A 23221-nucleotide genomic window follows, 5' to 3' on the forward strand; every position below is an offset into this window, starting at 1 on the left:
GGCACCGGCCCGTGTCGTCCTCCCTCCTTCCCCCGCTCGCCTCCGCGCCCGAGGTCCACGCCGTGCTGGGTGATCCCCGCCTGCGCATCGTCGACGCCACCGGTTACCTCGACCGGCCCGCGGGTGGCGGCCCCTACACCGTGCGGTCGGGGCGGCTTGGGTACGAGGAGGAGCACCTGCCGGGGGCGGGTTTCGCCGACATCGGCGGCGACCTCTCGGTCGCCGGGGCGCCGCGGCCGTTCACCCTGCCCGAACCCGAAGCCCTGGCGGCCACGTTCGGGGCGATCGGACTGGGATCGGGGACGCACGTGGTGATCTACGCGCGGAACTCGCCGATGTGGGCGACCCGGCTGTGGTGGCTGCTGCACTATCTGGGCCACGACGACGTCTCGGTGCTGGACGGCGGTCTGCCCGGCTGGAAGGCCGCCGGGCTGCCGGTGGAGTCGGGGCCGGTACGGTTCCCCACCGCTGTGCTGGAACCGCGCCCGCGTCACGACCTGCTGGCCACGCAGACCCAGGTGCAGGAACTGTCGGAGAACGCCGGATGCCTGGTGAACGCCCTGACCCCGGCCGTCTTCCGGGGCGAGGGCGTGACCTCGTACAGCCGCCCGGGCCGGATCCCGGGCAGTGTGAACCTGCCCTGGACCGAGCTGGTCGACGGGCAGACGCTGGTGTGGCGCGATGCCCAGACCCGGGCGGCGGCGCTGGAACCGCATCAGGACCGGCCGGTCGTGGCCTACTGCGGCGGCGGGATCTCGGCCACGGTCGACGTGTTCGGCTGGTACCTGGCCGGCCGTGACGACGTGCGCCTGTACGACGGCTCGCTGGCCGAGTGGTCGGCGCAGCCCGACCTGCCCCTCCAGCTCGGCTGACTCCGGATGCGTCTTCTCGATCCGGCCATGGCGACGCCGGTGCCGTGGCGCAACGGGGCGGGCATCACCCGCGAGCTGTGGAACGATGGCCCGATCCGGATCAGCGTCGCCGACCTGACCGCGGACGCCCCCTTCTCCGAGCTGCCCGGCATCGACCGGCTGTTCGTCCTGCTGTCCGGATCCATCACCCTGGACGGCCGGGAACTCGGCCCGGGCGAACAGCTGCGGTTCGCGGGTGAGCGGCCCGTGGCCGCCGTCGTCCGTCATCCCGGTCGTGCGCTCAACCTGATGATCCGCCGGGGCCATGGTTCCGGCGACATCACTCTCACGAGGAAGGCCCCGGATGAAGCCGATTTCGTCATCCGCCTCGGTGACGACCGGTTCGCCGGGATCAGGCTGACCCCGGCGAACCGATGAATCAGCGCCGGTAGGCCGACGCCGGGTGGGTGTCGGCCACCCGGGGTGAACCCTTGCCGCGGAAGTACTCGCGCAGGGTGTCGCCCTCGTACTCGTCCCAGACCCGTCCCCGGCGGCGCAGTTCCGGCACCACCAGGTCGACGAACTCACGGTGCCCGGTCGGCGGGATCGGGTCGGCCAGGTTGAACCCGTCGATCTCCGCAGTCTCCATCCAGGCCTCCATCTCGTCGGCCACCCGACCGGGCGACCCGACGAACAGCGGCCCGCCGCCACCGACCCCGACGAACTCGGCCAGGGTGCGGGGCGTCCAGGTGCGGTCGGGGTCCATCGTGGTGAAAACGTCGACCAGCCCGCGGATTCCCTCGGTCTCGGAGTGCGCGAGCGGGGTGTCCGGGTCCAGCCCGGACAGGTCGATGTGCAGCAGCGCGCTCCAGCGGGCCAGACTGCCCTCCAGCGAGGTGTAGCTCTGCAGGTCGGCCAGGCGCTCGCGGGCGGCCTCGTCGGTGGCGCCGGTCACCACCGTGGCGATCGCGAAGATCTTCAGGTCGTGCGGATCGCGCCCCTGGGCCTTCGCCTGCGCCCGGAAGCGGCGGGAGAGGTCCCGGGCCATCTCGGCCTTGTACGTGCTGACGAACACGCCCTCGGCGTGCTTGCCCGCAAAAGCGCTGCCCGACGGTGAGCTTCCGGCCTGGAAGATGACCGGTGTGCGCTGCACCGAGGGCTCGGACAGGGCGATGCCGGGAACGCTGAAGTACTTTCCGCGGTGCTCGATCGGGTGCACCCTGGCCGGGTCGGCGAAGATCCCGGCGACGGCGTCGCGCACCACCGCGTCGTCCTCCCAGCTGCCCTCCCACAGCTTGTAGACCACGTCCATGAACTCGTCCGCCATGAGATAGCGCTCGTCGTGCGGGATCTGCCGGTCCAGGCCGAGGTTGCGGGCCGCCGAGTCGAGGGCGGAGGTGACGACGTTCCAGCCGATCCGGCCGTCGGTCAGATGGTCGAGCGTGGTCATGGTGCGGGCCAGCGCGTAGGGCTGCTCGTACGTGGTCGACACCGTCACCGCGAAGCCCAGCCGGCTCGTGGCGGCGGCCATCGCCGGGATCACCAGCAGCGGGTTGCCCGTGGGCGTCTGGATCCCGTCGCGCAGGGCGGCGTCGACGCGGCCCTGGTAGACCTCGAGCGGGCCGAGCGCGTCAGCGACGAAGAGGGAGTCGAACCCGCCGCACTCGAGGATCTGGGCGGTCTCCACCCAGTGCCGGACGGTGCGGTACTCGTGGGCGCGGGAATCGGGGTGGCGCCACAGGCCCATGGCCGTGTGGCCAACTGTGTTCTGCCGCAGGCCGTTCAGCCGCATGCGCGGAATGCTCATGGCAGCAGACTATTTGGGATCGGACCAGGTTCGCGCGTGTCTCTCGTCTCGTGGGGTGCACATTCACCGGCTTTTTATACTAGTTTAATAGAGAACACACAGGAGAGAGGGGCGTGAACGAACCGAACGAACCACACTGCCGGAATGCGGGATTGGACCGTCACCGGAGCGTGACCTGCACCTGGACATCTTCTGTTAACATCCATCGGGTGTCCAGCACCCTGCTCACCAGTCGCCGCGCGGTGGACTATGCCAGGGTCGCAAGCTCGCTCTGTCGGATCTGATTCCGCGTAACCGCCAGTATCTTCCGGCCCTGCCCGGCCCGATCATCCCTGGCTCACCGTTTCGTTACGCCCCCGCAGACCTCTTGTGACCGACACACCGTCGCCCGGTCCTGACATGACCTGTCCGGACCGGTCGATGCCCCCTGCTCACATCCCAGACCCCCAAGGATGCCTTCACCATGTCCGAGCCCATCACCCCGGCCGAGCCGAACGAACCCCAGCTCCCCGCCAAGCCGCGCGACAACCGCCGCACGGCGATCATCGCCGGTGCCGCTGTCGCCGTCGTCGCGATCGCGGGCATCGCCTTCGCCGTCACCTCGGGCGGCGACGATGACGACGACACCGCCGCCGGTGTGGCGGGAACGACGAAGACCGTCAGCATCGGTGTCGCGGACGCCTCGCAGGCCTACTGGAAGACGTACCAGGACCTGGCCAAGAAGGAGCTGAACGTCGACGTCAAGCTGGTCAACTTCAGCGACTACAGCCAGCCGAACCCGGCGCTGAAGCAGGGCCAGACCGACCTGAACCAGTTCCAGCACATCCAGTACCTGGCCGACTACAACGTCACCAGCAAGGACACGATCCAGCCGATCGGCGCGACCGCGGTCTACCCGCTGCCGCTGTACTCCACCAAGTACAAGTCCCCCGAGGAGATCCCGGCCAAGGCCAAGATCGCCATCCCGAACGACACGATCAACGAGGCCCGGGGCCTGCTCGTGCTCCAGGCGGCCGGCCTGCTCACCCTGAAGGACGGCGGCGGCGCCTTCTCCAGCGTCGACGACATCGACACCAGCAAGATCAAGGTCGTGCCGCTGGACGCGTCGCAGACCGCCGGCGCGGTGAAGAGCGGTTCCACCGCCGCCTCGATCGTGAACAAGAACTTCGCCACCGACGCCGGCCTGAAGACCGACGAGGCGATCTACCAGGACGACCCCTCCAGCGACGTGGCCGCGCCGTACGTCAACATCTTCGCCGCCCGCGCGGAGGACAAGGACAACCCCACCTACCTGAAGCTGGCCGAGCTCTACCACGACGCGTCGGTCGAGAAGGGCGTGCAGGAGGCCAACGGCGGAACCGCGGTCTTCCGCGACACCTCCCCCGCCGACCTGCAGGCCGAGCTGGCGAAGGTGGAGGAACAGGCGCGTGCCGCCAAGTGACATCCACGTCCGCTTCGAGGATGTGACCAAGACCTTTCCCGGTCGCGGTCGCAAGGATCCCGCGCAGCAGGTGCTGCGCGGGATCGACCTCGAGATCCACCGGGGCGAGATCTTCGGCATCATCGGCCAGTCCGGTGCGGGCAAGAGCACGCTGGTGCGGCTCATCAATGGCCTGGAACCGGTCACGTCGGGCCGCATCACGGTCGGCGACCGGGTGGTCAGCGGGCTGAGCGAGCGGCAGCTGCGGGCCGTGCGGCGCGAAATCGGCATGATCTTCCAGCAGTTCAACCTGTTCCGGTCGCGCACGGTGGCCGGCAACGTGGCCTACCCGCTGAAGGTCGCCGGGGTGAAGCAGCCCGAGCGGGACCGTAAGGTCGCGCGGCTGCTGGACTTCGTCGGCCTGCTGCAGCGCGCCAACGACCACCCCGAGCAGCTCTCGGGCGGTCAGCAGCAGCGGGTCGGCATCGCCCGGGCCCTGGCCACCGACCCGTCGCTGCTGCTGGCCGACGAGGCCACCAGCGCGCTGGACCCGGAGACCACCCAGGACGTGCTCAGCCTGCTCAAGCAGGTGAACCGCGAACTGGGCATCACGATCGTCATCATCACCCACGAGATGGACGTGATCCGGCAGATCGCCGACCGGGTCGCGGTGATCGACTCCGGTCACGTGGTGGAGAGCGGCAGCGCGTACGACATCTTCGCCGCGCCGAAGACACCCGAGGCGACCCGGTTCGTCAGCAGCACACTGCGCGACCGGCCCTCGGCGGCCACTCTGGAACGGCTGCGGGTCTCGCACCCGGGCCGGCTGGTGACGGTGCGGGTGCAGGACCGGCCCGCGTTCCAGAACTCGCTGTCGGTGGCCTTCCTCCAGCGGGACGTCACGGCCGATCTGGTGTTCGGCGGCATCAGCGAGCTGCAGGACCGGCCGGTGGGCAGCCTGACCTACTCGCTGACCGGTGGCGAAGGCTCCGTCGACGAGCTGCTGAAGCAGTTACGCGCCGACGGTTTCGACCTCGACGAGCACGAGGGGGCTTCACGGTGAACGATTTCGACTGGGAAGTCTTCCGGACCGCCATCGGCCAGACGTTCTTCATCGTCTCGATCTCGGTCGTCGTCGGTGGCCTGATCGGGCTGCTGCTCGGCCTGGTGCTCTACGCCACCCGGCCGGGCAACCTGCTGTCCAGCCGCCCGGTGTTCATCCTGCTCAACGTGCTGGTGAACATCGTGCGCCCGATCCCGTTCGTGATCTTCCTGGTGGCCATCCAGCCGCTGATGCTCACCGCGATCGGCACGACGATCGGCACCAACGCGGTGACGTTCGCCCTGTCGCTCTCGGCGGCGTTCGCGGTGAGCCGCATCGTCGAGCAGAACCTGCTCACGGTGAACCCGGGCGTGATCGAGGCGGCCCGGGCAGCGGGCGCCGGGCCGGTGAGCATCCTGCTGACCGTGCTCGTGCCCGAGGCCCTCGGCCCGCTGATCCTGGGCTACACGTTCATCTTCGTGGCGATCGTCGACATGTCCGCCCAGGCAGGCCTGTTCGGGGGTGGTGGCATCGGTGACTTCGCCATCACCTACGGCTCGCAGCGTTACAACTGGCCGGTCGTGTACATCAGCGTCGCCGCGATGATCATCCTGGTCCAGGCCGGGCAGTTCCTCGGCAACTACCTGGCCCGAAAGGCCCTGCGCCGCTAGCCAGAACCGGGGACAGCCGACCATCGGCCGGCTGCCCCCGGACCCGGCGTCGATCAGGGCATCCCCGAATCGGACGGCCAGGTCAACCGGGTCCGGGCCAGATCACTGCCGCGAATCCCCGTCTTCAGGTACACCTCCAGAATGTGCTGCACATCTGCCAGGTCGAGGCGGAAGACACGGGGAGGCAAGGATGACGGCGCCCGGCACCGCCCGGAGGGACGGGCGATGTCGCGTGCACCGTCGCTGCGACGGACCTTTTCAGGCCCGCGCGACCAGCCGCGGCCCCAGCGAAAGGCGTCCGAGACGGATGACGAAACCGGATGCCAGCAGCAGATATTCGGCAAGTTCCCGGGCCTGCTCGGCATTGACGTCGAAGAGGTTGCCCACCGTGATGCGCGGTGCCCCCACCTGCCTCACCACCGGATCGGCCAGCAGGTCGTAGTCGACCCGCTGGGCCACCCGCACCAGGATCGTGTCCCCGGTCGCCCTGACCATCCCGATCTCACGTTCGTGGTCGACGGCCTCTTCGTCCACCACCGAGGACCTCGTCCACAGACCGTCCCCGTGAAAGATCTCGCGCATTCCTGACTCCTTTCGACACGTCCAGCCTGACCTCCGAGACATTGCCGTGCACGCATTCATGTCGGGAGTCCCGTTAACGGACACCCGCAGCGGGACTGGTTTTTGACTCATACGACATCTGTCACACGTGGAATATGTCCGTCGTGGTGAGGAAGTCCCTGGGCCGACAACTCGCCGCGCTGCGCCATGCAGCGGGGGTGAGGCCATCGCAAGTTGCTGCTAGCAAAATCGCGAGCACGAGCAAACTGCATCGCCTGGAACACGGCGAAGTGTCCGTACGCCTGGAAACGGTGTGGGCCCTGTGCGATCTGTACAAGGCATCCCCGGAAGTCAAGAGCCGCCTTTCCGCGATGTCCCTGAATACCGATAAGAACGGTTGGTGGGAGGGGTTTTCCGATCTCATCGTCAATCCCCACTTCGGCACCTACGTCGAACTTGAATCCATCGCCGACGGCCTCTGCGCCTGGGAGGAACAGTTCGTCCACGGGCTGTTCCAGGTCCCCGAGTACACAGCCGCGATCTTTGACGCCCATTCGCAGGCAACCGGTCTTCAGCAGGACCGGAATCGGCAAGTCGCCTTCCGCCGGGAACGACAGAAGAACGTGTTCAATCGTGCGAACGCGATGCGGATGTCAATCGTTCTCGGTGCCGGTGCACTCCTGCAGCAAGTAGGCGGAGCGCGGGCTCTCGACGCCCAGCGAAAGCACCTGCTCACCGTCGCCGAGCGGCCCGGCGTCGACATCCTGGTCCTGCCGTGGACAGCACCGGCACATGCCCTCATGGGCAGTTCACTGAGCCTCCTGCACTTCGATGCCGAGGACATCCCCGATGTGGCCTACGTCGAGGCCCTGTTCGGCGGGCGGTACGAGGAAGCAGCGGCCACGGTCAGCCTCCAGCGGAAGAAGTACGATCACTTGCTATCCCTGGCCGTTCCGATCGAGGAGTACCTGAGATGACTACCGAGTCCCCTTGGATCAAGGCTTCCGCATCAGGAACAGAAAATTGTGTGCAGATGCGCCGCCACCGGGGCGCCCCCGAAGTCCGCGATTCCAAGAACCCCGACAACGACGTCCTCAAGCTCTCGGTGAACGCGACCACCGCGTGGCTCGACGGTGCCCGCCGGGGCGAGTTCGATCATCTCGCCGGGCACCCGTGAACAGCTCGCGATTCGGAACTGAGTAGCGAGATCGCTACGCTGTGCGACCTTACCGAGCGCGAGCATCGCGGGGATCGGCCTGGGCCACCGCACAGACGAATCGATCAACGCCCGATTAGCGAGCTAAACCGCCCATTAACCGGATTCTGATACCGTCCGGTACGGAATGCGCTTCGGTTGCGTTCGGGGCCTGGGCTCATCGGATCCTGGGCACCCGGCGCCACGGCTGATGGGTGGCTCGGCTTGACCAATCCGCAGTGGGTGGGCGATGACATCGACCTCACCCGTCCCAGCGTCTCCCGGATGTACGACTATTACCTCGGGGGCTTCCACAACTTCGGGCCCGACCGGGAGATGGCCGAGAAGGCGATCGCCGGCTGGCCGGAGCTTCCCCAGATCATGCGCGCGAACCGGGCGTTCCTGCGCCGCGGGGTCACGTACCTGATCGACCAGGGTGTGCGGCAGTTCCTCGACATCGGCTCGGGCATCCCGACGGTGGGAAACGTTCACGAGGTGGCGCAGGAGCTGGCGTCGGACGCCAGGATCGTCTACGTCGACACCGACCCGGTCGCCGTGGCGCACAGCAAGCAGTTGCTCGAGGGCAACACCGGCGCGGCGGCGCTGGCCGGTGACTTCACCCGGCCCGCCGACCTGCTCCAGGAAGTGCAGGAGCTCGGGCTGCTGGACCCGCAGCAGCCGACCGCGGTGCTGCTGAACGCCCTGCTGCACTTCGTGCCGGACGAGGCCGGACCCACGGAACTGATTGCGCACTACCGCGACTGGAGCGCGCCGGGCAGCTACCTGATGATCAGCCACGCCACGCACGAGCTGCACCCCACCGAGCAGACGGAGGGCTTCAAGCAGCTCTACCGCAACGCGACCAGCCAGATGCGTTTCCGTGGACGGGACGAGGTCGCGACCTTCTTCGAGGGCTACGACCTGGTCGAGCCCGGCATCGAGCTGCTGACCCGCTGGCGCCCGGACGAAGACGCCTCGACCCAGGACGCGGAGCGCTTCCCGGGCTGGGCCGGAGTCGGCCGGAAGCTATGAGCAGCAGTTCCCCCTCTGCCCGATGAACGAGACCGGATGAACGAGGCCGGATGAGCCAGAAGCGTCTGAGCGCGGACTGGGAACAGGCCCTGCGCGAGTCCGGTGACCCGCTGGCGGGGCAGGACTTCGCCCATCTCGCGGAGCGCCTGGCCATGGTGACCCTGGCCGGGCTGACCCCGACGGCCGATGCGGAGAAGTCCGGCCGCCGGCTGGGCCGGATGCTGGCCGACGCGCACTTCACCGCGCCCCGGGCGATCGGGCAGGCCGTCATGGTGCTGGCCCGGTACGCCCCGGACGTCGGTGACCTGCACCGCGAGCGCCAGCTCCTGCTCATGCAGGGCGGGTTGGCGGCCGGTCACGCCTCGGCGGTTCAGCAGCGTCTGCTGACCCAGCAGGAGGCCATCCACCAGGCCGCGTCGGCGGCCCGTGACGAGGTGGCCCAGGCGCTGTCCGAGTCGGAGGCGCGCTGGCGGCGGCTGGTCGACCAGGCTCCGGTGGGCATCGCGATCGGAGACATCGAGGGCAACATCCTCGAGGCGAACGCGTCGTTGCAGCGGATGCTCGGGTTCTCCCTCGACGACATGCGCGGCATGCGGATCGAGCAGTTCACACATCCGGAGGACGGTGAGGACGTCTGGGAGACCTACGCCGACCTGGTCGCCGGCCGCAGTGACGAGTACCGGATGGAGAAGCAGTACGTCCGCAAGGACGGCGAGGTCGCCTGGACCAACCTGAGCGTGAGCCTGATCCGCGACCCCGACGGTGAGCCGGCGTTCCAGGTGGCGGTGGTCGAGGACATCACCGAGCGGCACACGCTGCAGGAACAGCTCAGCCACGAGGCCACGCACGATCCGCTGACGGGCCTGCCGAACCGGGTGCTCTTCCTGCGCCGTCTGGATCGCGCGGTCGCCGACCCCGGTCCGGACGACCGGGTGGCGGTGCTGTTCATCGACCTGGACGGGTTCAAGTTCGTCAACGACTCGCGGGGTCACATCGTCGGCGACCGGGTGCTCATCGCGGTGGCCGAACGTCTGGCCGAGGCCGCCCGGGCCTCGGGAGCGCTGGTGGCGCGCCTGGCGGGTGACGAGTTCGTGGCGCTGCTGTCCAGCCGTCTGGACGAGCAGCGGCCGATGACCGTGGCCGAGGAGCTGCTGGCCGCGCTGAAGCAGCCGCTGAATGTCACCGGGCAGCTCCCGGTGCAGGTCGGCGCCAGCATCGGCGTGGTGGAACTGGCTGCGGCGGGCGCCAACTCGGCCGAGATCATGCAGGCTGCCGACCTGGCCCTGCACGCGGCGAAGGAGGCCGGCAAGGGCCGCGTGGTGGAGCACGATCCGCAGCGCCGCGCCGGTCAGCTGACGAAGTTCCAGGTGGCGATGCAGCTGCCGGGTCTGGTGGAGCGGGGTGAGCTGGCGCTGGTCTACCAGCCCCTGGTGCGCCTGGACACCGGGGCCGTGCACAGCGTGGAGGCACTGCTGCGCTGGAACCACCCGCACATGGGGCCGCTGTCGCCGGACATGTTCATCCGGATCGCCGAGGAGAACGCCGCGATCCTGCCGATCGGGCGCTGGGTGCTCGACCGGGCCTGCGCCGACATGGCGGTCAGCGCCTGGCCCGCCGTGAACATCAATGTCAGTGTGCGGCAGCTGTACTCGCCTCGCTTCCTGAACGACATCAAGTGCGCGCTGGACCTGGCCCAGATCGAGCCGTCGATGCTGCGGGTGGAGATCACCGAGAGCGTGGTGATGAACCTCGACGACCCCGAGCCGGTGGCGGTACTGGACACCCTGGTGAACATGGGTGTTCGCCTGGTGATGGACGACTTCGGCACCGGTTACAGCAATCTCGCGGCCCTGCGGCGCCTGCCCTGGCACGAGCTGAAACTGGCCGGCGCGTTCCTGGAGAGTTCCCGCGCCGGCCAGGCCTGGTCACCGACCGACCAGCGCATCCTGCAGACGCTGGTCGAGCTCGCCCACAGCATCGACCTGCTGGTCACGGCCGAGGGTGTGGAGACCGCCGAGCAGGACCGGCAGGTGCGCGAGATCGGCTGTGACGTGGGGCAGGGCTGGTTCTACGCCAGACCTGCCCCCGTGAGCCATCAACCGGCCGCACGCCGGATTCTCACCCCCAAACCCACGCCCCCGCAGGCCCGGCGCAACGGGGGCGCCCCGAACACCGCACCCATGCCGACGATTCAGGTGCGTCGCTGAGATAGAGGTTCAGAGCAGAGGACGACGTGGGCAAGGGACGCTCACGGCGTCCACTTGATCGTCGGGTTGACGTGGCCGGTCCAGTCGAACGTGGCCATGTTGTCCCAGCCGTTCCCGCTCGTGGCGATGTTCGCCGGGTCCCAGCCGTTTCCGGTGTTCGGCCCGTACCAGGTCGGCTCCCAGTAGAAGACGCCGATCGCCCCGGCGTTACGAGCGGTGTTCTGCACGTAGGAGAACTCGGTGGCCTGCCCGGCCCAGGAGGTCGTGATCCCCTCGCAGGTGGCCGAGGTCACCGAGTTCGACGTGCTGTCGGCATTGGAAGCCGTGAACGGGAAAGCGGTCTCGGCAATCACCACCGGCTTGGAGTACCGCGTGCGCATGTCGGTGATCACGTTGTAGAGGTTTGCCAGCGTGCCGTGCCACATGCAGTAGTACGACAGCCCGGTGATGTCCCAATTGACGCCCTTGGCCTTGATCCCGTCGTAGAACCAGCGGGCGTTGGTCAGGCTGTCGGAGTTCGCGGTGTGGATGATCACCTGGGTCGAGCTGTTGCAGGCCTTGGTCGCGTTGTACCCGGCCTTCAGCAGCAGACTCAGGTTGGTGAAGTCATTGTTCACGACTTTGCCGTCGTTCCAGAGCATTCCGAGGTTGATCTCGTTGCCGATCTGCACGCTGTCCGGGGTCGTGCCCTGGGCCTTGAGCGTGGTGCAGAGGTTATAGGTGTAGTCGTAGACGTCGGTCTGCAACTGGGTGATGTTGTGACTGGCCCAGGCGGCGGGCTTACCCTGCTTGCCCGGGTCGGCCCAGGTGTCGGAGTAGTGGAAGTCGACCAGTAGCTTCAGCCCCTTGGCCTTCACCGTCTTCGCGTAGGCCGCGACCTTGGCGGCGTTGTTGTACCCGCTGGCCGGGTTGTTCCAGACCCGTAGCCGGGCGTAGTTCACGCCGTCGGCCTTGAGGATGTCCAGCGCGTCCTGCTGCGTGCCGGCGGCGTTGTAGAACTTCAGCCCCAGCTCGTCACTGCGTTGCAGGGTGGACACGTCCGCCCCGAGCATGGTCAGGCTGTTGGCCGCACTGGCGGTCGGCGGTGCGGTGATGCCGACGGTAATCAGGGCGGCGAGCGCGGCCGCCGTTCCCGCCAGGTTCCTGAGCTTCATCTGGTGCTCCACTCGTCTTTGAGGTGGACCGGACTGTGAGCGCTCACAGTCTCACGCGGCCGACATTCCGGACAAGGGTTGACCGGGAACGGGACCCCTCGAACGAGCTCAGGCCGAGCCGCGCCGCACCAAGGTCGTGGGGAGCACCCGCGAGGAGGCCGGCCGCCCGTCGATCAGCTGCCGCAGGACCTCGACCATCTCCGCCGCGACCTGGGCCAGCGGCTGCCGCACGGTGGTGAGCGGGGGCCGGGTGGCCGGGGCGATGGCCGAGTCGTCGAAGCCCCCGACCAGCACGTCGTCGGGCACCCGCCGCCCGGCCGCGTGCAGCGCCTCCAGGGCCCCCACCGCCAGCAGGTCGGAGGCCACGAAAACCGCGTCCAGATCCGGGCATCCGGCCAGCAGCGCGGCCATCGCGGCGTGCCCGGCGGCAATGCTGAAGTCGGTGGCCCGCACGACGCCCCGGTCCGGCACCCGCGCCCCGAGCACGTCGCGGTAACCGGCCAGCCGCTCCACCCCGCCGGCCGTGTCGTCCGGCCCGGCGACCGTGGCGATGCGGTGCCGCCCCTGGTCGAGCAGGTACTGCGTGATCAGCCGGGCTCCCCCGCGGTCGTCGGCCGCGACGTACGGCATCCGCAGCCCGGCGTCCGGGGGGCGGCCGCAGACCACGACCGGCAACCCGGCCGCGTCCAGCTCGGTGGCCAGCGGGTCTCCGGTGTGCGTGGACACCAGCAGCACGCCGTCCACGTGCCCGCCCTGGACGAAGCGCATCACCCGGGTCCGTTCCTGCGGGGTGGAGGCCAGCATCAGCACCAGGCTGGAGTCGTCCTCGGCGAGGATCTGGGTGCAGGCCCGCAGCAGCACGTTGAAGACCGGGTCCTCGAACAGCCGGTCCTGCGGTTCGGACAGCACGAAGGCGACCGCCCCCGAGCGCCGGGTGACCAGGCTACGGGCACTCTGGTTGACCACGTACCCGGTCTCCCGCATGGCCGCCCGCACCGCGGCCTGGGATTCCGGGCTGACGTGGAAGGCCCCGTTCAGCACCCGGGACACGGTGCCGCGGGACACTCCGGCCACCTCGGCGACGTCTTCCATCGTCGGACCCCGCCGTTGCGCCCGGCGGGCGGCGCCCCGAGATTTCGGGTGCACACTCGCGCCGTCCGACATGCCGCTCCCCACCTCACCGACTGATCCCGTTGCACGATAGCCGGTACCGATTCACGACTGTTGACAAATCGGTCGTGAGCACGTGACTGTGAGCGCTCACAGTGCCAGACCGGCACCGTGACGTTCACCCGGAGGTCGTCGATGCCCTCGCCCAGCACTCCCGCCAACAGCCGCGAATCAGGCCTGTCCCGAAGAGCCGCCCTGGCCGCCGTGGGCGGGATAGCCCTCACCGGCTTCGCCGCTTCCCCCGCTCAAGCAGCAAAGCGCGCCGACACGGCCCTCAGCATCCGCGGCGCCGACCTGTCCTTCCTGCCGCAGCTGGAGGAGGCCGGGGTCCACTACCGCGACCTGGCCGGCCGCGTCCGCCCGGCCGAGCGGATCATCGCCGCCGCGGGGGCCAACCACCAGCGCATCCGGGTGTGGGTCGACCCGCCGGCCGGGTACACCGACCGGAAGCGGGCTCTGGCGCTGGCCCGGCGGGCTCACCGGGCCGGGCTGAAGATCGTGCTCGACCCGCACTACTGCGACTTCTGGGCCGACCCGAGCAAGCAGCCGATCCCGGCCGGCTGGCCCACCGACCTGGCCGGCCTGACCGAGAAGGTCCGCATTTACACCCGGGACCTGGTCAGGGATTTCGCCGCCCAGGGCACGCCGGTCGACATCTTCCAGATGGGCAACGAGATCACCGCCGGGATCCTCTGGCCGGTCGGGCAGCTCTACCCGGCCGACGGGTCCCAGCACTGGGACGAGTTCGCCACCCTGCTCAAGGCCGGTATCACCGGGGCCCTCCAGGGAGCGGGCCGGCGTCCGCCGAAGGTGATGCTGCACATCGACCGGGGCGGCAAACTGGCCGACACCCGCTGGTTCTTCGACAACATCACCACCCTGCAGGTGCCGTTCGACATCATCGGCCAGTCGTACTACCCGATGTGGCACGGCTCGCTGGCGGATCTGCGCGCCAACCTCGAGGACTCGGTGGCCCGGTACGGAAAACCGGTACTGCTGGCCGAGGTCAGCTACCCGTGGACGTTCGAGGACGGCGACGGCCGGGGCAACATCGTCACCCCCGACGCCGTGCTGCCCGACCTGGACCGGTTCCCGGCCACCCCGGCCGGGCAGGCCGGTTTCTACCAGGCCCTGCGCGAGGTGCTGGTCGGGGTGCCGGGTGGCAACGGGCTGGGATTCCTGGTCTGGGAACCGGAATGGATTCCCGGCGTGGGCTGGGAGCCCGGCGCCGAGGCGTCCAACGACAACCTCACCCAGTTCGACTTCACCGGCCGGGCCCTGCCCTCGATCCGCGCGTACCGCAAGCCCTGATCACATGTTGCTCACGCCGATGTAGAAGACCGTCCCGGCCATCCCGAGCAGCCCCCCGAACGCGGCCGACATGATCATCAGGGCCTGCCGCGTACTGATCCAGACCCGCACCAGCAGATAGGTACTCGCGGTGGCGACGAGGGCCATCGGGGCCAGGTAGGAGACGAGAACGGACGCGGCGGTGGTCACCAGCATCACGATCACCGCCGCGACCGAGGCACGCCGGTGCCCGAGGTCGCCACGTAGCACCCCGTAAGCGCCGCCCGCGGTGGCCGCGGCGATGAGGGCAGTCATCGCCAGAAGGCTCAGGTGGGCCAGGCCGACGGCGGCGAAGAAGCTCGCGGCCACGACCACCAGCGTGATCCCCCCGGTCAGCAGCGGCTGCCGGTGGTCGCGCCGATGGGCCAGCAGCAGCGCGATCACCGCGGCGTACCCGGCCGTGCAGAGGATCAGGAAGATCAGGGCGATGTCCACGGGCGCTTCTCCTAGGTCATTACCGATGCAGGAGAAGCCTGTCAGCGAGCCCTGGTACCCGCGTCCCGCAAAAGTCGCACCGCGGCCCCGGTGTGAACGTCGTCCAAAAGTCTGATGGAGGACGCCCAGCACCAGGGACCACGATCAGGTTCCACCTGATCAGATCTCGCCCGTCACCACGATGCTCTGCCGGGCCAGCACGTTCGCCGAGATCAGGAACCCCAGGTAGGCGGGCGAACCCTGCGCGGTCACCTCGATCTTCTCGACACCCAGCGCGTGCACGGTGATCACGTAACGGTGCGGGCCGTGGCCGGCCGGCGGGGCGGCCCCGATGAACTGCGCCATCCCGGCGTCGTTGCGCAGCTGGAAAGCGCCTGCGGGCAGGCCGGAACCGTCGGCATTCCCGGCACCCTCGGGCAGTTCGGTGACCGAGGCCGCGACGTCGGCGACCGCCCAGTGCCAGAACCCCGACATGGTCGGCGCGTCCGGGTCGTACACGGTGACCGCGTAGCTCTTCGTGCCCTCCGGCGCGCCCGACCAGCTCAGCTGCGGGGAGACATCCGCGCCGCCGGGCACGCCCATGGCGCCGGAGTACTGCGCGGGCGGCAGGGTCGCCCCGTCGGTGACCGTCGAGCTGGTCAGCGTGAAACCCGGCACCTCCGGCAGGCCGGCGAAGGGGTCGTTGCTGTTCATGGCGCTCCTTTCGGGATGTGAGGCACCCGTTCCTCCGTGCGAAGGTCCGATTATCCCGGCTCAGCCAGAACCGAATGGAGGACGCCCACCAGGCACGCCGGTTCGGCTCCCGTCGGGAGCGCCTCGAGCAGGCGGGGCGGGTAGTAGATCTTGCGGCCGGAGCGGGTGCCCAGGAACCGGTGCAGCTGGGCCTCGACCGGCTCCCGGCGATGGTCGGGCTGGTGGGCGAAGGTCTCGAACCGGGCCATCTCCCCCTCGGCCCGCACGACCTCCAGCACCGCGTCCACACCCAGGGCCCGGATCAGCTCGTCCTCGAGATCCGTGACGCAGGCGTGAAATCCTCGCGCCGCCAGGTCCGCGCGGGCGGGCCCGTCCTCGAACAGGTCCTGCCGGGAGCCCCGGTACCGCGGGAACCAGCCCACCCGTTCCAGGCCCCGGCGCACGTAGCCGATCTCGGCCTCGTCGTAGAGCCCGGCCAGCGGCAGCCCCAGCCCCGGCGGGCCGAGACGCCCGACGAAATGCGCGATCCCCGAGGCCCCGCCCATCGACACCACCAGGACGCGCCGCGCGACCAGGTCGAGGCCCGTGCGGCGGGCCGTGGCCTCCACCGCGCCCCGGTCGCTCTCCCCCTCGACCAGCACCACCGCGGCCGCACCGGTGGCGACAGCCAGGTCGACGGCTTCGGCAGGCTGCACGCCGGAACTCTCTCACCCACCCGGGCGGTCAAGCTACCCACGGTTAAGAGCTCGCCTAATGCCGGTGGGGACCCTGCCGATATTGCAGATCGCGACACTCGTCACCCATCCCCCGTCCCTGATCCACCCATCCCTGATCCCCGAGCCACCGAGGACCAAGAGATCGCATGGAACACATCGAGTCAGCACGGGACCGGCTCGCGGCGCTCCGTGCCGCCCCGGACGCAACGGTCTGGTCGATCCTGACCGGGGAGGAGAGGGCCCAGGCCGAACTCACACGCCTCAGTGAGCTCCCCGGCGCACCGCTGCGGGGCTGGCTGGTCTCGGTCAAGGACAACGTCGACGTGGCCGGGATGCTGACCAGCGCCACCACGGGACGTCCGCTGTACACCCCCGACGCGGACGCCCCGGTCGTGGCGGCCCTGCGCGCGGCGGGGGCGCTCGTCGCGGGCAAGACCACGATGGGTCAGCTGTCGATCGGCAGCCGCGACGTGTCGGGTGACCTGTCCTCGGTGGCCGACCCGGCCCTGATCGCCGGGGGCTCCGGCGGTGCGGTGGCGGTGGCGCGGGGGCTGACGGACATCTCCATCGGCACGGACGCGGGCGGGTCGGGCCGCGTGCCGGCCGCGTTCAACGGCATTATCGGGCTGCGGCCGACCCCGGGCCTGATCCCGGCCGCGGGCGCGGTGCTCTCGGCCCCCGGCTACGAGTCGATGAGCATCTACGCCCGTGACCTCGACACCGCCGAGCAGGCGCTCGGCGTGCTCGTGCGTCACCACCCCGACGTGCCCGGCAGCCGCCCCTGGCCCGCCGACGCACCGCTCGCCGCACCCGCTCACGTCCGCATCGGCGTACCCACGCCGAGTGGGCTGGACCCGCTGACCCCGGCCTGGCGCAGTGCCTTCGAGGGGGCTCAGCGGCGGGTGGACCAGGACTGGCTCACGATCGTGCCGGTCGACATCTCCGAGCTGGTCGGCGCCCGGCTGCCCTACGACGTGGCCCTGCTGCGCGACCTGCAGATCCAGCGGACGCTGGCCGCCCGGGTGAGCGCGCTGTGGGACCACATCGACGTGCTCATCACGCCGACCGCACCCGGGCACCCCACGCACCAGCAGGCGATCACCGACCCGGCCGGCGTGAACTCGTGGCTCGGCACCTACACGAACTTCGTCAACCTGCTCGACCTGGCCTCGATCGCCATGCCGATGAACACCGACGTCAGCGAGCCGGTCGGCGTCACCCTGATCGGTCCCGCGTTCAGCGACCGGGTGCTGCTGGACATCGCCGCCCGGGTGCGTCCCGACCTCGCACCGTTGCAGGCCTGGCTGCCCGGGCACCACGAGATCGCCGTCGTCGGGGACCTGGCCCGGGGCGGTGCCGCGCAGGACGAGCTGCCACGCCACGGTGCGCGGTTCGTCCGGGAGGTGCGCACCTCACCGGAGTACGTGGTGCACCGCAGCGGTCTGGTGCGGCGCCCGGGTGCCTCCAGCGTCACCGCCGAGATCTGGGCCCTGCCGTCGGCCGCCGTCTCCCCGCTCCTGGCCGGAATCCCCCTTCCCCTCAGCCTCGGCACGATCCGTCTCGAAGACGGCAGCATCGTCAGTGGTTTCGTCTGCGAACCCGGCGTCACCTTCCCCGTGACGCGCAACCCGACCGGCACGACGACACCTGAGAACGCCGAAGAGAGGCCGCACATGCCCCGTACCCCCGGTGACCGCATCGCCGAGATCGACGGGCTGTTCGCCGCCCGGGCGCTCGAGCACGTCCGTCCACTGATCAGCGAGGAGCTGCTCGAGGAACACCGCAAGTCCCCCCTCACGATCACCGGTCCCGGGCTGCGGCACCTCCTGGACCAGATCGACCAGGCCCCCGCGACCGACTCCCTGGCCGTGCTCGCGCTCAAGCCCGGCGAGAGCTACCAGATCATCCGCCGGGCCGCGCGCCGCGGGTTCCCCAACGACCTCAGCGACGTGCGCCGCTACCCCACCGAGGAGGCCGCGCTCCACGAGATCCTCCTGCGCCGTCTGGCCGCCCTCGGCCTGCGGCCCCGGGTGGCCGGCGACGACACCGGGGTGATGGCCAGCGAGCCCGACATCACGCTGCCCCGGGTCATCGGCTATACCGACCGGCTCGGCGTGAAGCAGGGCACGGGGGTGGACGTGCACCTCTCGTCCACCCACCCGGTCACCGTCTCCGCCGACCTGGTCTCCCTCGGCAACCCCGAGGTGGTCGCCTCGTTCGGCGAGATCCAGGTGACCCCGCAGCGCACGGTGCTCGGCTCGTGCGCCGTCACCGGCCTGCTGCCGGTCGAGATCTCCGTGCTCAGCGCCGTCTTCATGCCCACCGGGATCGGTAACGGGCGCCAGGTGGTGCTCTCGCAGGACGGCCCGGACGGCTGGTGGTTCGGACTCGACCACGAGGGATACCCGCAGCTGACCACCGCGGGCACCACCTCGTCCGCCAAGAAACCTCTCGTGAACGGGGTCTGGTACATGGTCGCGGTCCAGGCGGGCGAGCAGGGCTCGTTCACCGTCGCCACCGTGCCCGCGCCGCGTTCGGGCTGGACCTCCGGCGTGAACCTGATCCCGGCGACGGTCACCGCCGAGGCGGCGCTGACCATGACCGACCAGCCGGTGCGCTTCGCGGCCCGGGCCGAGGGAGAGTTCTGGACGGACTCCTTCGACGGCAAGATCGAGACGCCGGTGGCCCTGGCCGGGGTGCTGGGCGCCGACGTGGTCAAGAACACCCGGCGCCGCATGCCCGCCCGCGAGGCGGAGACCGCGGTGGTGATCTGGGACGTGGCGGCCAACCTCGGGGACGAGGGCATCAAGGACCACGAGATCCCGGCCCTGGTGCGCTCGGAGAGCGGTAGCTGGGAAGAGGTGCCCTCGCTGTTCGCCCAGACGCTGAACGCGCCCACGTGGGGCGTCACCTCGTCGTCGTGGAACGGCATGCAGGACTCGTTCACCCACCGCCCGGACCAGTGGGCCGCCGTCCACTTCCACCGCTCCGACCTCGACGACTGCCGCTGGCCGGTCTCCTTCACGGTCGACGTCTCCGACGAGGTGCGCAGCGGCGCCTACGTCGTGCGGCTGTGCGCGGCCGGTTTCGAGACCGAGCTGCTGCCGCTGTTCGTCGAGCCGGAGTGGCCGGAGGCCCGGCTCGCGGTGATCGTGCCGACGCTGTCGTACCTGGCCGCCGAGGACGAGCCGGCCCCACCCGTCGTCACCGACGCCGACCTCTACCTGCACGACCACCCGCAGTTCGGGCACCACACCGGGGAGACCCACGCGTCGCTGCGGCGCCCGCTGCTGCACCTGCGCTCCACCGGGACCGGCCGCCTGGCCGCCGACATGCAGCTGCTGGCCTGGTTGGACTCCGAGGGCATCGCGTACGAGGTGGTCACCGACCACGCGCTGCACGAGCAGGGCACCGAGGCGCTGCGCCCGTACGCGGCCGTGGCCACGACCAGCCGCCCGTCGCTCTACACCACGACGATGCTGGACGCGGTCGAGGAGTACGTCAACGGCGGTGGACGTTTCGCGTACCTGGGAGCCGACGGCTTCTCCACCCGCGTCTCGGTGGACTACCGGCGGCCGTGGATGATGGAGCTGCGCCGGGCCGACGCCCGGCCCGGCGAGCTGACCCACGCCTACTCCGGTGAACGGGGCGGTGCCTGGGCCACTCTCGGCCGCGCCACGCACAAGTTCTTCAACATCGGCGCCAGCCCGCAGCGACCCGACCTGGCCGGCTGGTTCCGCCGCCTGGCCGACGCCGACGACCCGCGGGCCGCGTTCGTGCTCGACGGGGTGAGCGAAGAGATCTTCGGTCAGCTGCGGGCGCACTGCGTGGACCGGTACGACGCGGCGCTCGGATCCTCGCCCGACGTGCTGGTGCTCGCGACCGGTGAGGGCCTGTCCCGGACCGGTGAGCCGGGTGTGCGGGCCGACATGACCTACCGGGTCACGCCCTCCGACGGCGCGGTGTTCACCACCGGGGCGAGCTCCTGGTGCGGATCGCTGGGCAAGGACCCGGTGATCTCCCGGATCACCGGCAACGTGATCCGGCGGTTCGTGGACGAGGAACCCCTGGACTGAACCAGTACCCGATCTGAGAGGATTCGGGCATGACGCCCGACGCTCCGAGTAAGCCGTTCCGGCTCGTCCCCTCGCCCGGCTCGGACTGGAATCTCGAGCCGGGCGGAGGGTCGATCAGCACCACGGCGCACCCCCGGTCGGACGTCTTCGTCGACCCCGCGGGCGTGGCCGCGCCGAAGCACGACGCGGTCACGCTGCTGGCGCCCGCCCCCGAGGGCGACTTCCAGCTCTCCGCCCGCGTCACCGTGGACTTCGCCGCCGACTTCGACGCCGGCGTCCTCGTTCTCTGGTTCGACGAGACGCACTGGGGAAAGCTTTGTTTCGAGTACTCTCCGGCCGGTGAGCCGATGGTGGTCTCGGTGGTGTGCCGCGGCGTCGCCGACGACTCGAACGCCTTCGCGGTGGCCGGCGACGCGGTCTGGCTGCGGGCCTCCCGGATCGACGGGGCGTTCGCCTACCACGCCTCGCTGGACGGGAAAACCTGGCCTATGGTGCGTTATTTCGCCATCCCCGAGGGTTCTCCGGCCGATCTGCGCATCGGGTTCCTGGCCCAGTCGCCGGTGGGTGAGGGCTGCCGGGTGACGTTCGACGAGGTGGCCTTCACAGACGTCCGTCTGGAGAATCTGCGCGACGGCTCCTGACGCTTTCCTTCGCCTGCTGGATCAGCCGGTACACCTGCCGCCCGCAGCCGTGCGAACCGGGCGTCCGAGCGGGTGGTGAGCTGGTCGCGCTCGTCAGGCAGGTCCACGGTGACGTCCTCGAGAAGTACCGTGGGCCGGTCCGACAGCACCAGCACCCGCTCCCCCAGGCAGACAGCGCCGAGCAGCGCCTCATCGCCCGTGGGCTCCAGCAGGCCGCGGATGCACCGCAGTAGCGTGGTCTTCCCGGCGCCCGAGGTAGCCGACGCTGAGGCGGGCCACGCTGGGCAGCAAGTCGGCGGTGATGCGCTCGCCGAACCAGGTGCCGGGGAACGCCTTCACCCCGGTCGACAGTGATGGCCAGAAGAAACTCGTACCGTTCGCCGTCGGTGCCCATCACAACCCGACCAGCAGCAGGGGCACCGTGAGCGCGGACGCGGTGCTTCGTCCAAAATTTCGGATACTCACCCGGCCGCCTCCCGCCGGATCGACGAATGCCATTGCATCAGGCGGCGTTTCGCTCCACGGGCAAGGAGATTGACGAGCACCCCGACCACCCCGACCACCCCGACCACGCCGACCACGCCGACCACGCCGACCACGCCGACCAGGGCGTAGGTGCGCGGGACGGCACCGGATGACTGGGCCACCCCGAGCGCCTGCCTGAGGCTCAGAAGGGCGGCTTTCCCCAGTAGTCGTCGGGAACCGCCGGGGCCGGGCGGACTCCGGGATCAACGCGCCGTAGTTCTTGCTGCCAGGCCTCGCGGCGGATGCGGTCGCGCGTGGCCCGGTCCGGTTCGCCAGGGAGAGGTTCGGGAAGCTCGATGCGGCGCTGGCCCAGGCGGCTTCTCCATTCGATGCTGCCCGCCGGGTACGGCTCGTCGGGACGGGTCAGGCGCATGGCCCAGCCGCCGTGCGTCTTGAGACGATGATGCGCCCGGCAGAGCGGAACAAGGTTGCAGGGGCAGGATTTCCCGCCCTTGGCGAAGGGGATGGCGTGGTCGACGTCGCATTGCGCGGCGTCGCGGCCGCATCCGGGGTGTACACACGTCTGGAACCGCCCCACGACCTGATCGATGACGCTCTGACGGGGCTTGTAACGACGTGAGGTCTCGGTGCAGTTGGCTTGGTCGCCGGGACCGTGGGCAGGGTCACCGGAGCCTTGGGCGGGGTCACCGGAGCCTTGGGCAGGGTCACCGGAGCCGTGGGCGGGCTGTATATCGGCGTTCCGGTCGTGGGCACGCTGTTCGCGGGCCTGCTGATTACTTCCCTGCCGATCACCGGTCTCGCCTATGTAAATGACGGTGACCTTGCCCGCCTGGCGCGCTATTTCCCGGGCGAGGTCGGCCGGGATCGCCCCGCAGCGCTTGAGTTCGCCGGGTAGGTCGTCGATTCCTCTCAGGGTGTCGGCGCTGATGGTGACGACGAGTTGGGGTTTGCGGCCTTGCTGGTTGGGTAGTTGCGGTGGGAGCCACCAGCCCAGGACCAATGGGGTGTCGTCGCTTGCCGGGCCGGACGAGGTATCGGTGGGCGTCGCGGTAGCAGCCGTCGTCGGCGCACCGGGTGAGGGGACGTGGGACGGGTTTGCGGCCCTGGTCGAGGGTGAACCGTCTTCCGGGTTCATGGTGCCCGATGGGCTGGGGGCATGGGAGCCGCCCGCACCGTCCGACGAACCCGTGGTTCCAGGCGCGCTTGTTCCGGCAGAGGAACTCGGGGCCCCGTGTCCACCGGGCCTGTTCGCGTTGGTAGAGGGGTGCGGGGCGTCGGGTCCACCGGGCCCGTTCGCGCTGGTAGAGGGGTGCGGGGCTCCGGGTCCACCGGGATTGCCCAACAAACCCGAGGCCCCCGTTCCGCTCGCTCCGGCCGGGGGGTTCGCTGCCGCAGAGGCGCTCGGAGTATCAGACCTTCTCGGTCTTGCCGACGGGCTTGACACGCCAGACCCACCAGCCGAATCCGTAGCGCCAGACCTACCCGCATCGCCAGGTGGACGCGGGGCCCGAGAAGAACGCGGGGCACTCGATGAGCTCCGGGTGTCCGGCCCGCTCGAGGCATCTGATGCCGTGGGCGCTGTGTTCTTGCCCGCGATGTCAGCGGCGTCGGGGGTATCAGGAGCGTCGGGGTGGTCGTGAGGCACGACGCGCCCGCTGAAGGTGTCACTGGGGTCGGGTGGCACGGGGATGAAGGGCAGGGGATAGTGGTGGTG

Annotated in this window: 22 protein-coding genes and 1 pseudogene; 12 read left to right on the forward strand and 11 right to left on the reverse strand. The window is 69.7% G+C overall.

The genetic code is table 11. The features are described 5' to 3' along the window. Positions 1-11 precede the first annotated feature (11 nt). Entirely contained in the window at positions 12-872 is an 861-nt protein-coding gene (locus tag LR393_RS20145; protein WP_231485582.1) for a sulfurtransferase, read from the forward strand. 6 nt (positions 873-878) lie between these two features. Next, complete coding sequence (locus LR393_RS20150) at positions 879-1289, forward strand: HutD family protein (protein ID WP_231485584.1); 411 nt, start codon at positions 879-881, stop codon at positions 1287-1289. A 1-nt stretch (position 1290) separates the two neighbouring features. Here the strand turns inward: LR393_RS20150 and LR393_RS20155 are convergent, their stop codons facing one another. Next, a complete protein-coding gene (locus tag LR393_RS20155; RefSeq protein ID WP_231485585.1) occupies positions 1291-2658 on the reverse strand; it encodes an LLM class flavin-dependent oxidoreductase in 1368 nt (455 codons plus the stop codon). A 463-nt stretch (positions 2659-3121) separates the two neighbouring features. Here LR393_RS20155 and LR393_RS20160 point away from each other — a divergent pair, with 463 nt between their 5' ends. From LR393_RS20160 to LR393_RS20170, 3 genes are read left to right on the forward strand one after another with little or no spacing between them, the layout of a single operon-like run. After that, positions 3122-4099, forward strand: a complete 978-nt coding sequence (locus LR393_RS20160) for a MetQ/NlpA family ABC transporter substrate-binding protein (protein ID WP_231485588.1) — start codon at positions 3122-3124, stop codon at positions 4097-4099. Continuing rightward, a complete protein-coding gene (locus LR393_RS20165) occupies positions 4086-5141 on the forward strand; it encodes a methionine ABC transporter ATP-binding protein (protein ID WP_231485594.1) in 1056 nt (351 codons plus the stop codon). Before LR393_RS20160 ends, LR393_RS20165 begins: the two co-directional genes overlap by 14 nt. Beyond that, positions 5138-5791: a methionine ABC transporter permease gene (locus LR393_RS20170; protein WP_231485596.1), complete on the forward strand. Its 654-nt coding sequence runs from the start codon at positions 5138-5140 to the stop codon at positions 5789-5791. The genes LR393_RS20165 and LR393_RS20170 overlap by 4 nt, the downstream gene beginning before the upstream one ends. 258 nt (positions 5792-6049) lie before the next feature. Here LR393_RS20170 and LR393_RS20175 read toward each other — a convergent pair whose 3' ends face one another. After that, complete coding sequence (locus LR393_RS20175; RefSeq protein WP_231485597.1) at positions 6050-6373, reverse strand: hypothetical protein; 324 nt, start codon at positions 6371-6373, stop codon at positions 6050-6052. 134 nt (positions 6374-6507) lie between these two features. On the opposite strand from LR393_RS20175, the gene LR393_RS20180 reads away from it, so the two are divergent. From LR393_RS20180 to LR393_RS20195, 4 genes are all read left to right on the forward strand, one after another. Then, entirely contained in the window at positions 6508-7329 is an 822-nt protein-coding gene (locus LR393_RS20180) for a helix-turn-helix domain-containing protein (protein ID WP_231485599.1), read from the forward strand. Continuing rightward, positions 7326-7529: a DUF397 domain-containing protein gene (locus LR393_RS20185; RefSeq protein ID WP_269327571.1), complete on the forward strand. Its 204-nt coding sequence runs from the start codon at positions 7326-7328 to the stop codon at positions 7527-7529. Before LR393_RS20180 ends, LR393_RS20185 begins: the two co-directional genes overlap by 4 nt. A 243-nt stretch (positions 7530-7772) precedes the next feature. Further along, on the forward strand, positions 7773-8579 hold the full coding sequence (locus tag LR393_RS20190) for an SAM-dependent methyltransferase (protein ID WP_231485601.1): 807 nt from the start codon (positions 7773-7775) through the stop codon (positions 8577-8579). A 50-nt stretch (positions 8580-8629) separates the two neighbouring features. Beyond that, on the forward strand, positions 8630-10786 hold the full coding sequence (locus LR393_RS20195) for a putative bifunctional diguanylate cyclase/phosphodiesterase (RefSeq protein ID WP_231485603.1): 2157 nt from the start codon (positions 8630-8632) through the stop codon (positions 10784-10786). A gap of 41 nt (positions 10787-10827) precedes the next feature. Here LR393_RS20195 and LR393_RS20200 read toward each other — a convergent pair whose 3' ends face one another. Together LR393_RS20200 and LR393_RS20205 are read right to left on the reverse strand one after the other, a co-directional pair. Next, positions 10828-11940, reverse strand: coding sequence for a glycoside hydrolase family 53 protein (locus LR393_RS20200; RefSeq protein WP_231485605.1), 1113 nt, complete (start codon positions 11938-11940; stop codon positions 10828-10830). Positions 11941-12048: 108 nt separating this feature from the next. After that, positions 12049-13104 carry a LacI family DNA-binding transcriptional regulator gene (locus LR393_RS20205; RefSeq protein WP_231485607.1) on the reverse strand — a complete coding sequence of 352 codons (1056 nt, stop codon included), beginning with the start codon at positions 13102-13104 and terminating at the stop codon, positions 12049-12051. A 141-nt stretch (positions 13105-13245) separates the two neighbouring features. Here LR393_RS20205 and LR393_RS20210 point away from each other — a divergent pair, with 141 nt between their 5' ends. Then, complete coding sequence (locus LR393_RS20210) at positions 13246-14421, forward strand: glycoside hydrolase family 53 protein (RefSeq protein WP_231485608.1); 1176 nt, start codon at positions 13246-13248, stop codon at positions 14419-14421. Here the strand turns inward: LR393_RS20210 and LR393_RS20215 are convergent, their stop codons facing one another. The 3 genes from LR393_RS20215 to LR393_RS20225 form a co-directional block, all read right to left on the reverse strand. Further along, complete coding sequence (locus LR393_RS20215; protein WP_231485609.1) at positions 14422-14895, reverse strand: hypothetical protein; 474 nt, start codon at positions 14893-14895, stop codon at positions 14422-14424. A 159-nt stretch (positions 14896-15054) separates the two neighbouring features. After that, positions 15055-15588, reverse strand: a complete 534-nt coding sequence (locus LR393_RS20220; protein ID WP_231485612.1) for a YbhB/YbcL family Raf kinase inhibitor-like protein — start codon at positions 15586-15588, stop codon at positions 15055-15057. 50 nt (positions 15589-15638) lie between these two features. Then, positions 15639-16283, reverse strand: coding sequence for a TOPRIM nucleotidyl transferase/hydrolase domain-containing protein (locus LR393_RS20225; protein ID WP_231485613.1), 645 nt, complete (start codon positions 16281-16283; stop codon positions 15639-15641). Positions 16284-16450: 167 nt separating this feature from the next. Between LR393_RS20225 and LR393_RS20230 the strand changes: the two genes are divergently transcribed. Together LR393_RS20230 and LR393_RS20235 are read left to right on the forward strand one after the other, a co-directional pair. Further along, positions 16451-20380 carry an amidase family protein gene (locus LR393_RS20230; RefSeq protein WP_231485614.1) on the forward strand — a complete coding sequence of 1310 codons (3930 nt, stop codon included), beginning with the start codon at positions 16451-16453 and terminating at the stop codon, positions 20378-20380. A gap of 29 nt (positions 20381-20409) precedes the next feature. Then, positions 20410-21021, forward strand: coding sequence for a DUF1349 domain-containing protein (locus LR393_RS20235; protein ID WP_231485616.1), 612 nt, complete (start codon positions 20410-20412; stop codon positions 21019-21021). Here the strand turns inward: LR393_RS20235 and LR393_RS37090 are convergent. From LR393_RS37090 to LR393_RS20250, 4 genes and pseudogenes are all read right to left on the reverse strand, one after another. Continuing rightward, positions 20981-21197, reverse strand: a pseudogene (locus LR393_RS37090) (ABC transporter ATP-binding protein); the annotation flags it as partial. The gene LR393_RS20235 and the pseudogene LR393_RS37090 overlap by 41 nt on opposite strands. Positions 21198-21210: 13 nt before the next feature. Then, positions 21211-21360, reverse strand: coding sequence for a hypothetical protein (locus LR393_RS20240; RefSeq protein WP_231485617.1), 150 nt, complete (start codon positions 21358-21360; stop codon positions 21211-21213). 122 nt (positions 21361-21482) lie between these two features. After that, positions 21483-21668: a hypothetical protein gene (locus LR393_RS20245; protein ID WP_231485618.1), complete on the reverse strand. Its 186-nt coding sequence runs from the start codon at positions 21666-21668 to the stop codon at positions 21483-21485. A 20-nt stretch (positions 21669-21688) separates the two neighbouring features. Next, on the reverse strand, positions 21689-22642 hold the full coding sequence (locus tag LR393_RS20250; RefSeq protein ID WP_231485620.1) for an HNH endonuclease signature motif containing protein: 954 nt from the start codon (positions 22640-22642) through the stop codon (positions 21689-21691). Positions 22643-23221 lie beyond the last annotated feature (579 nt).

Source organism: Kineosporia mesophila, assembly GCF_021129235.1.
GTDB lineage: Bacteria > Actinomycetota > Actinomycetes > Actinomycetales > Kineosporiaceae > Kineosporia > Kineosporia mesophila.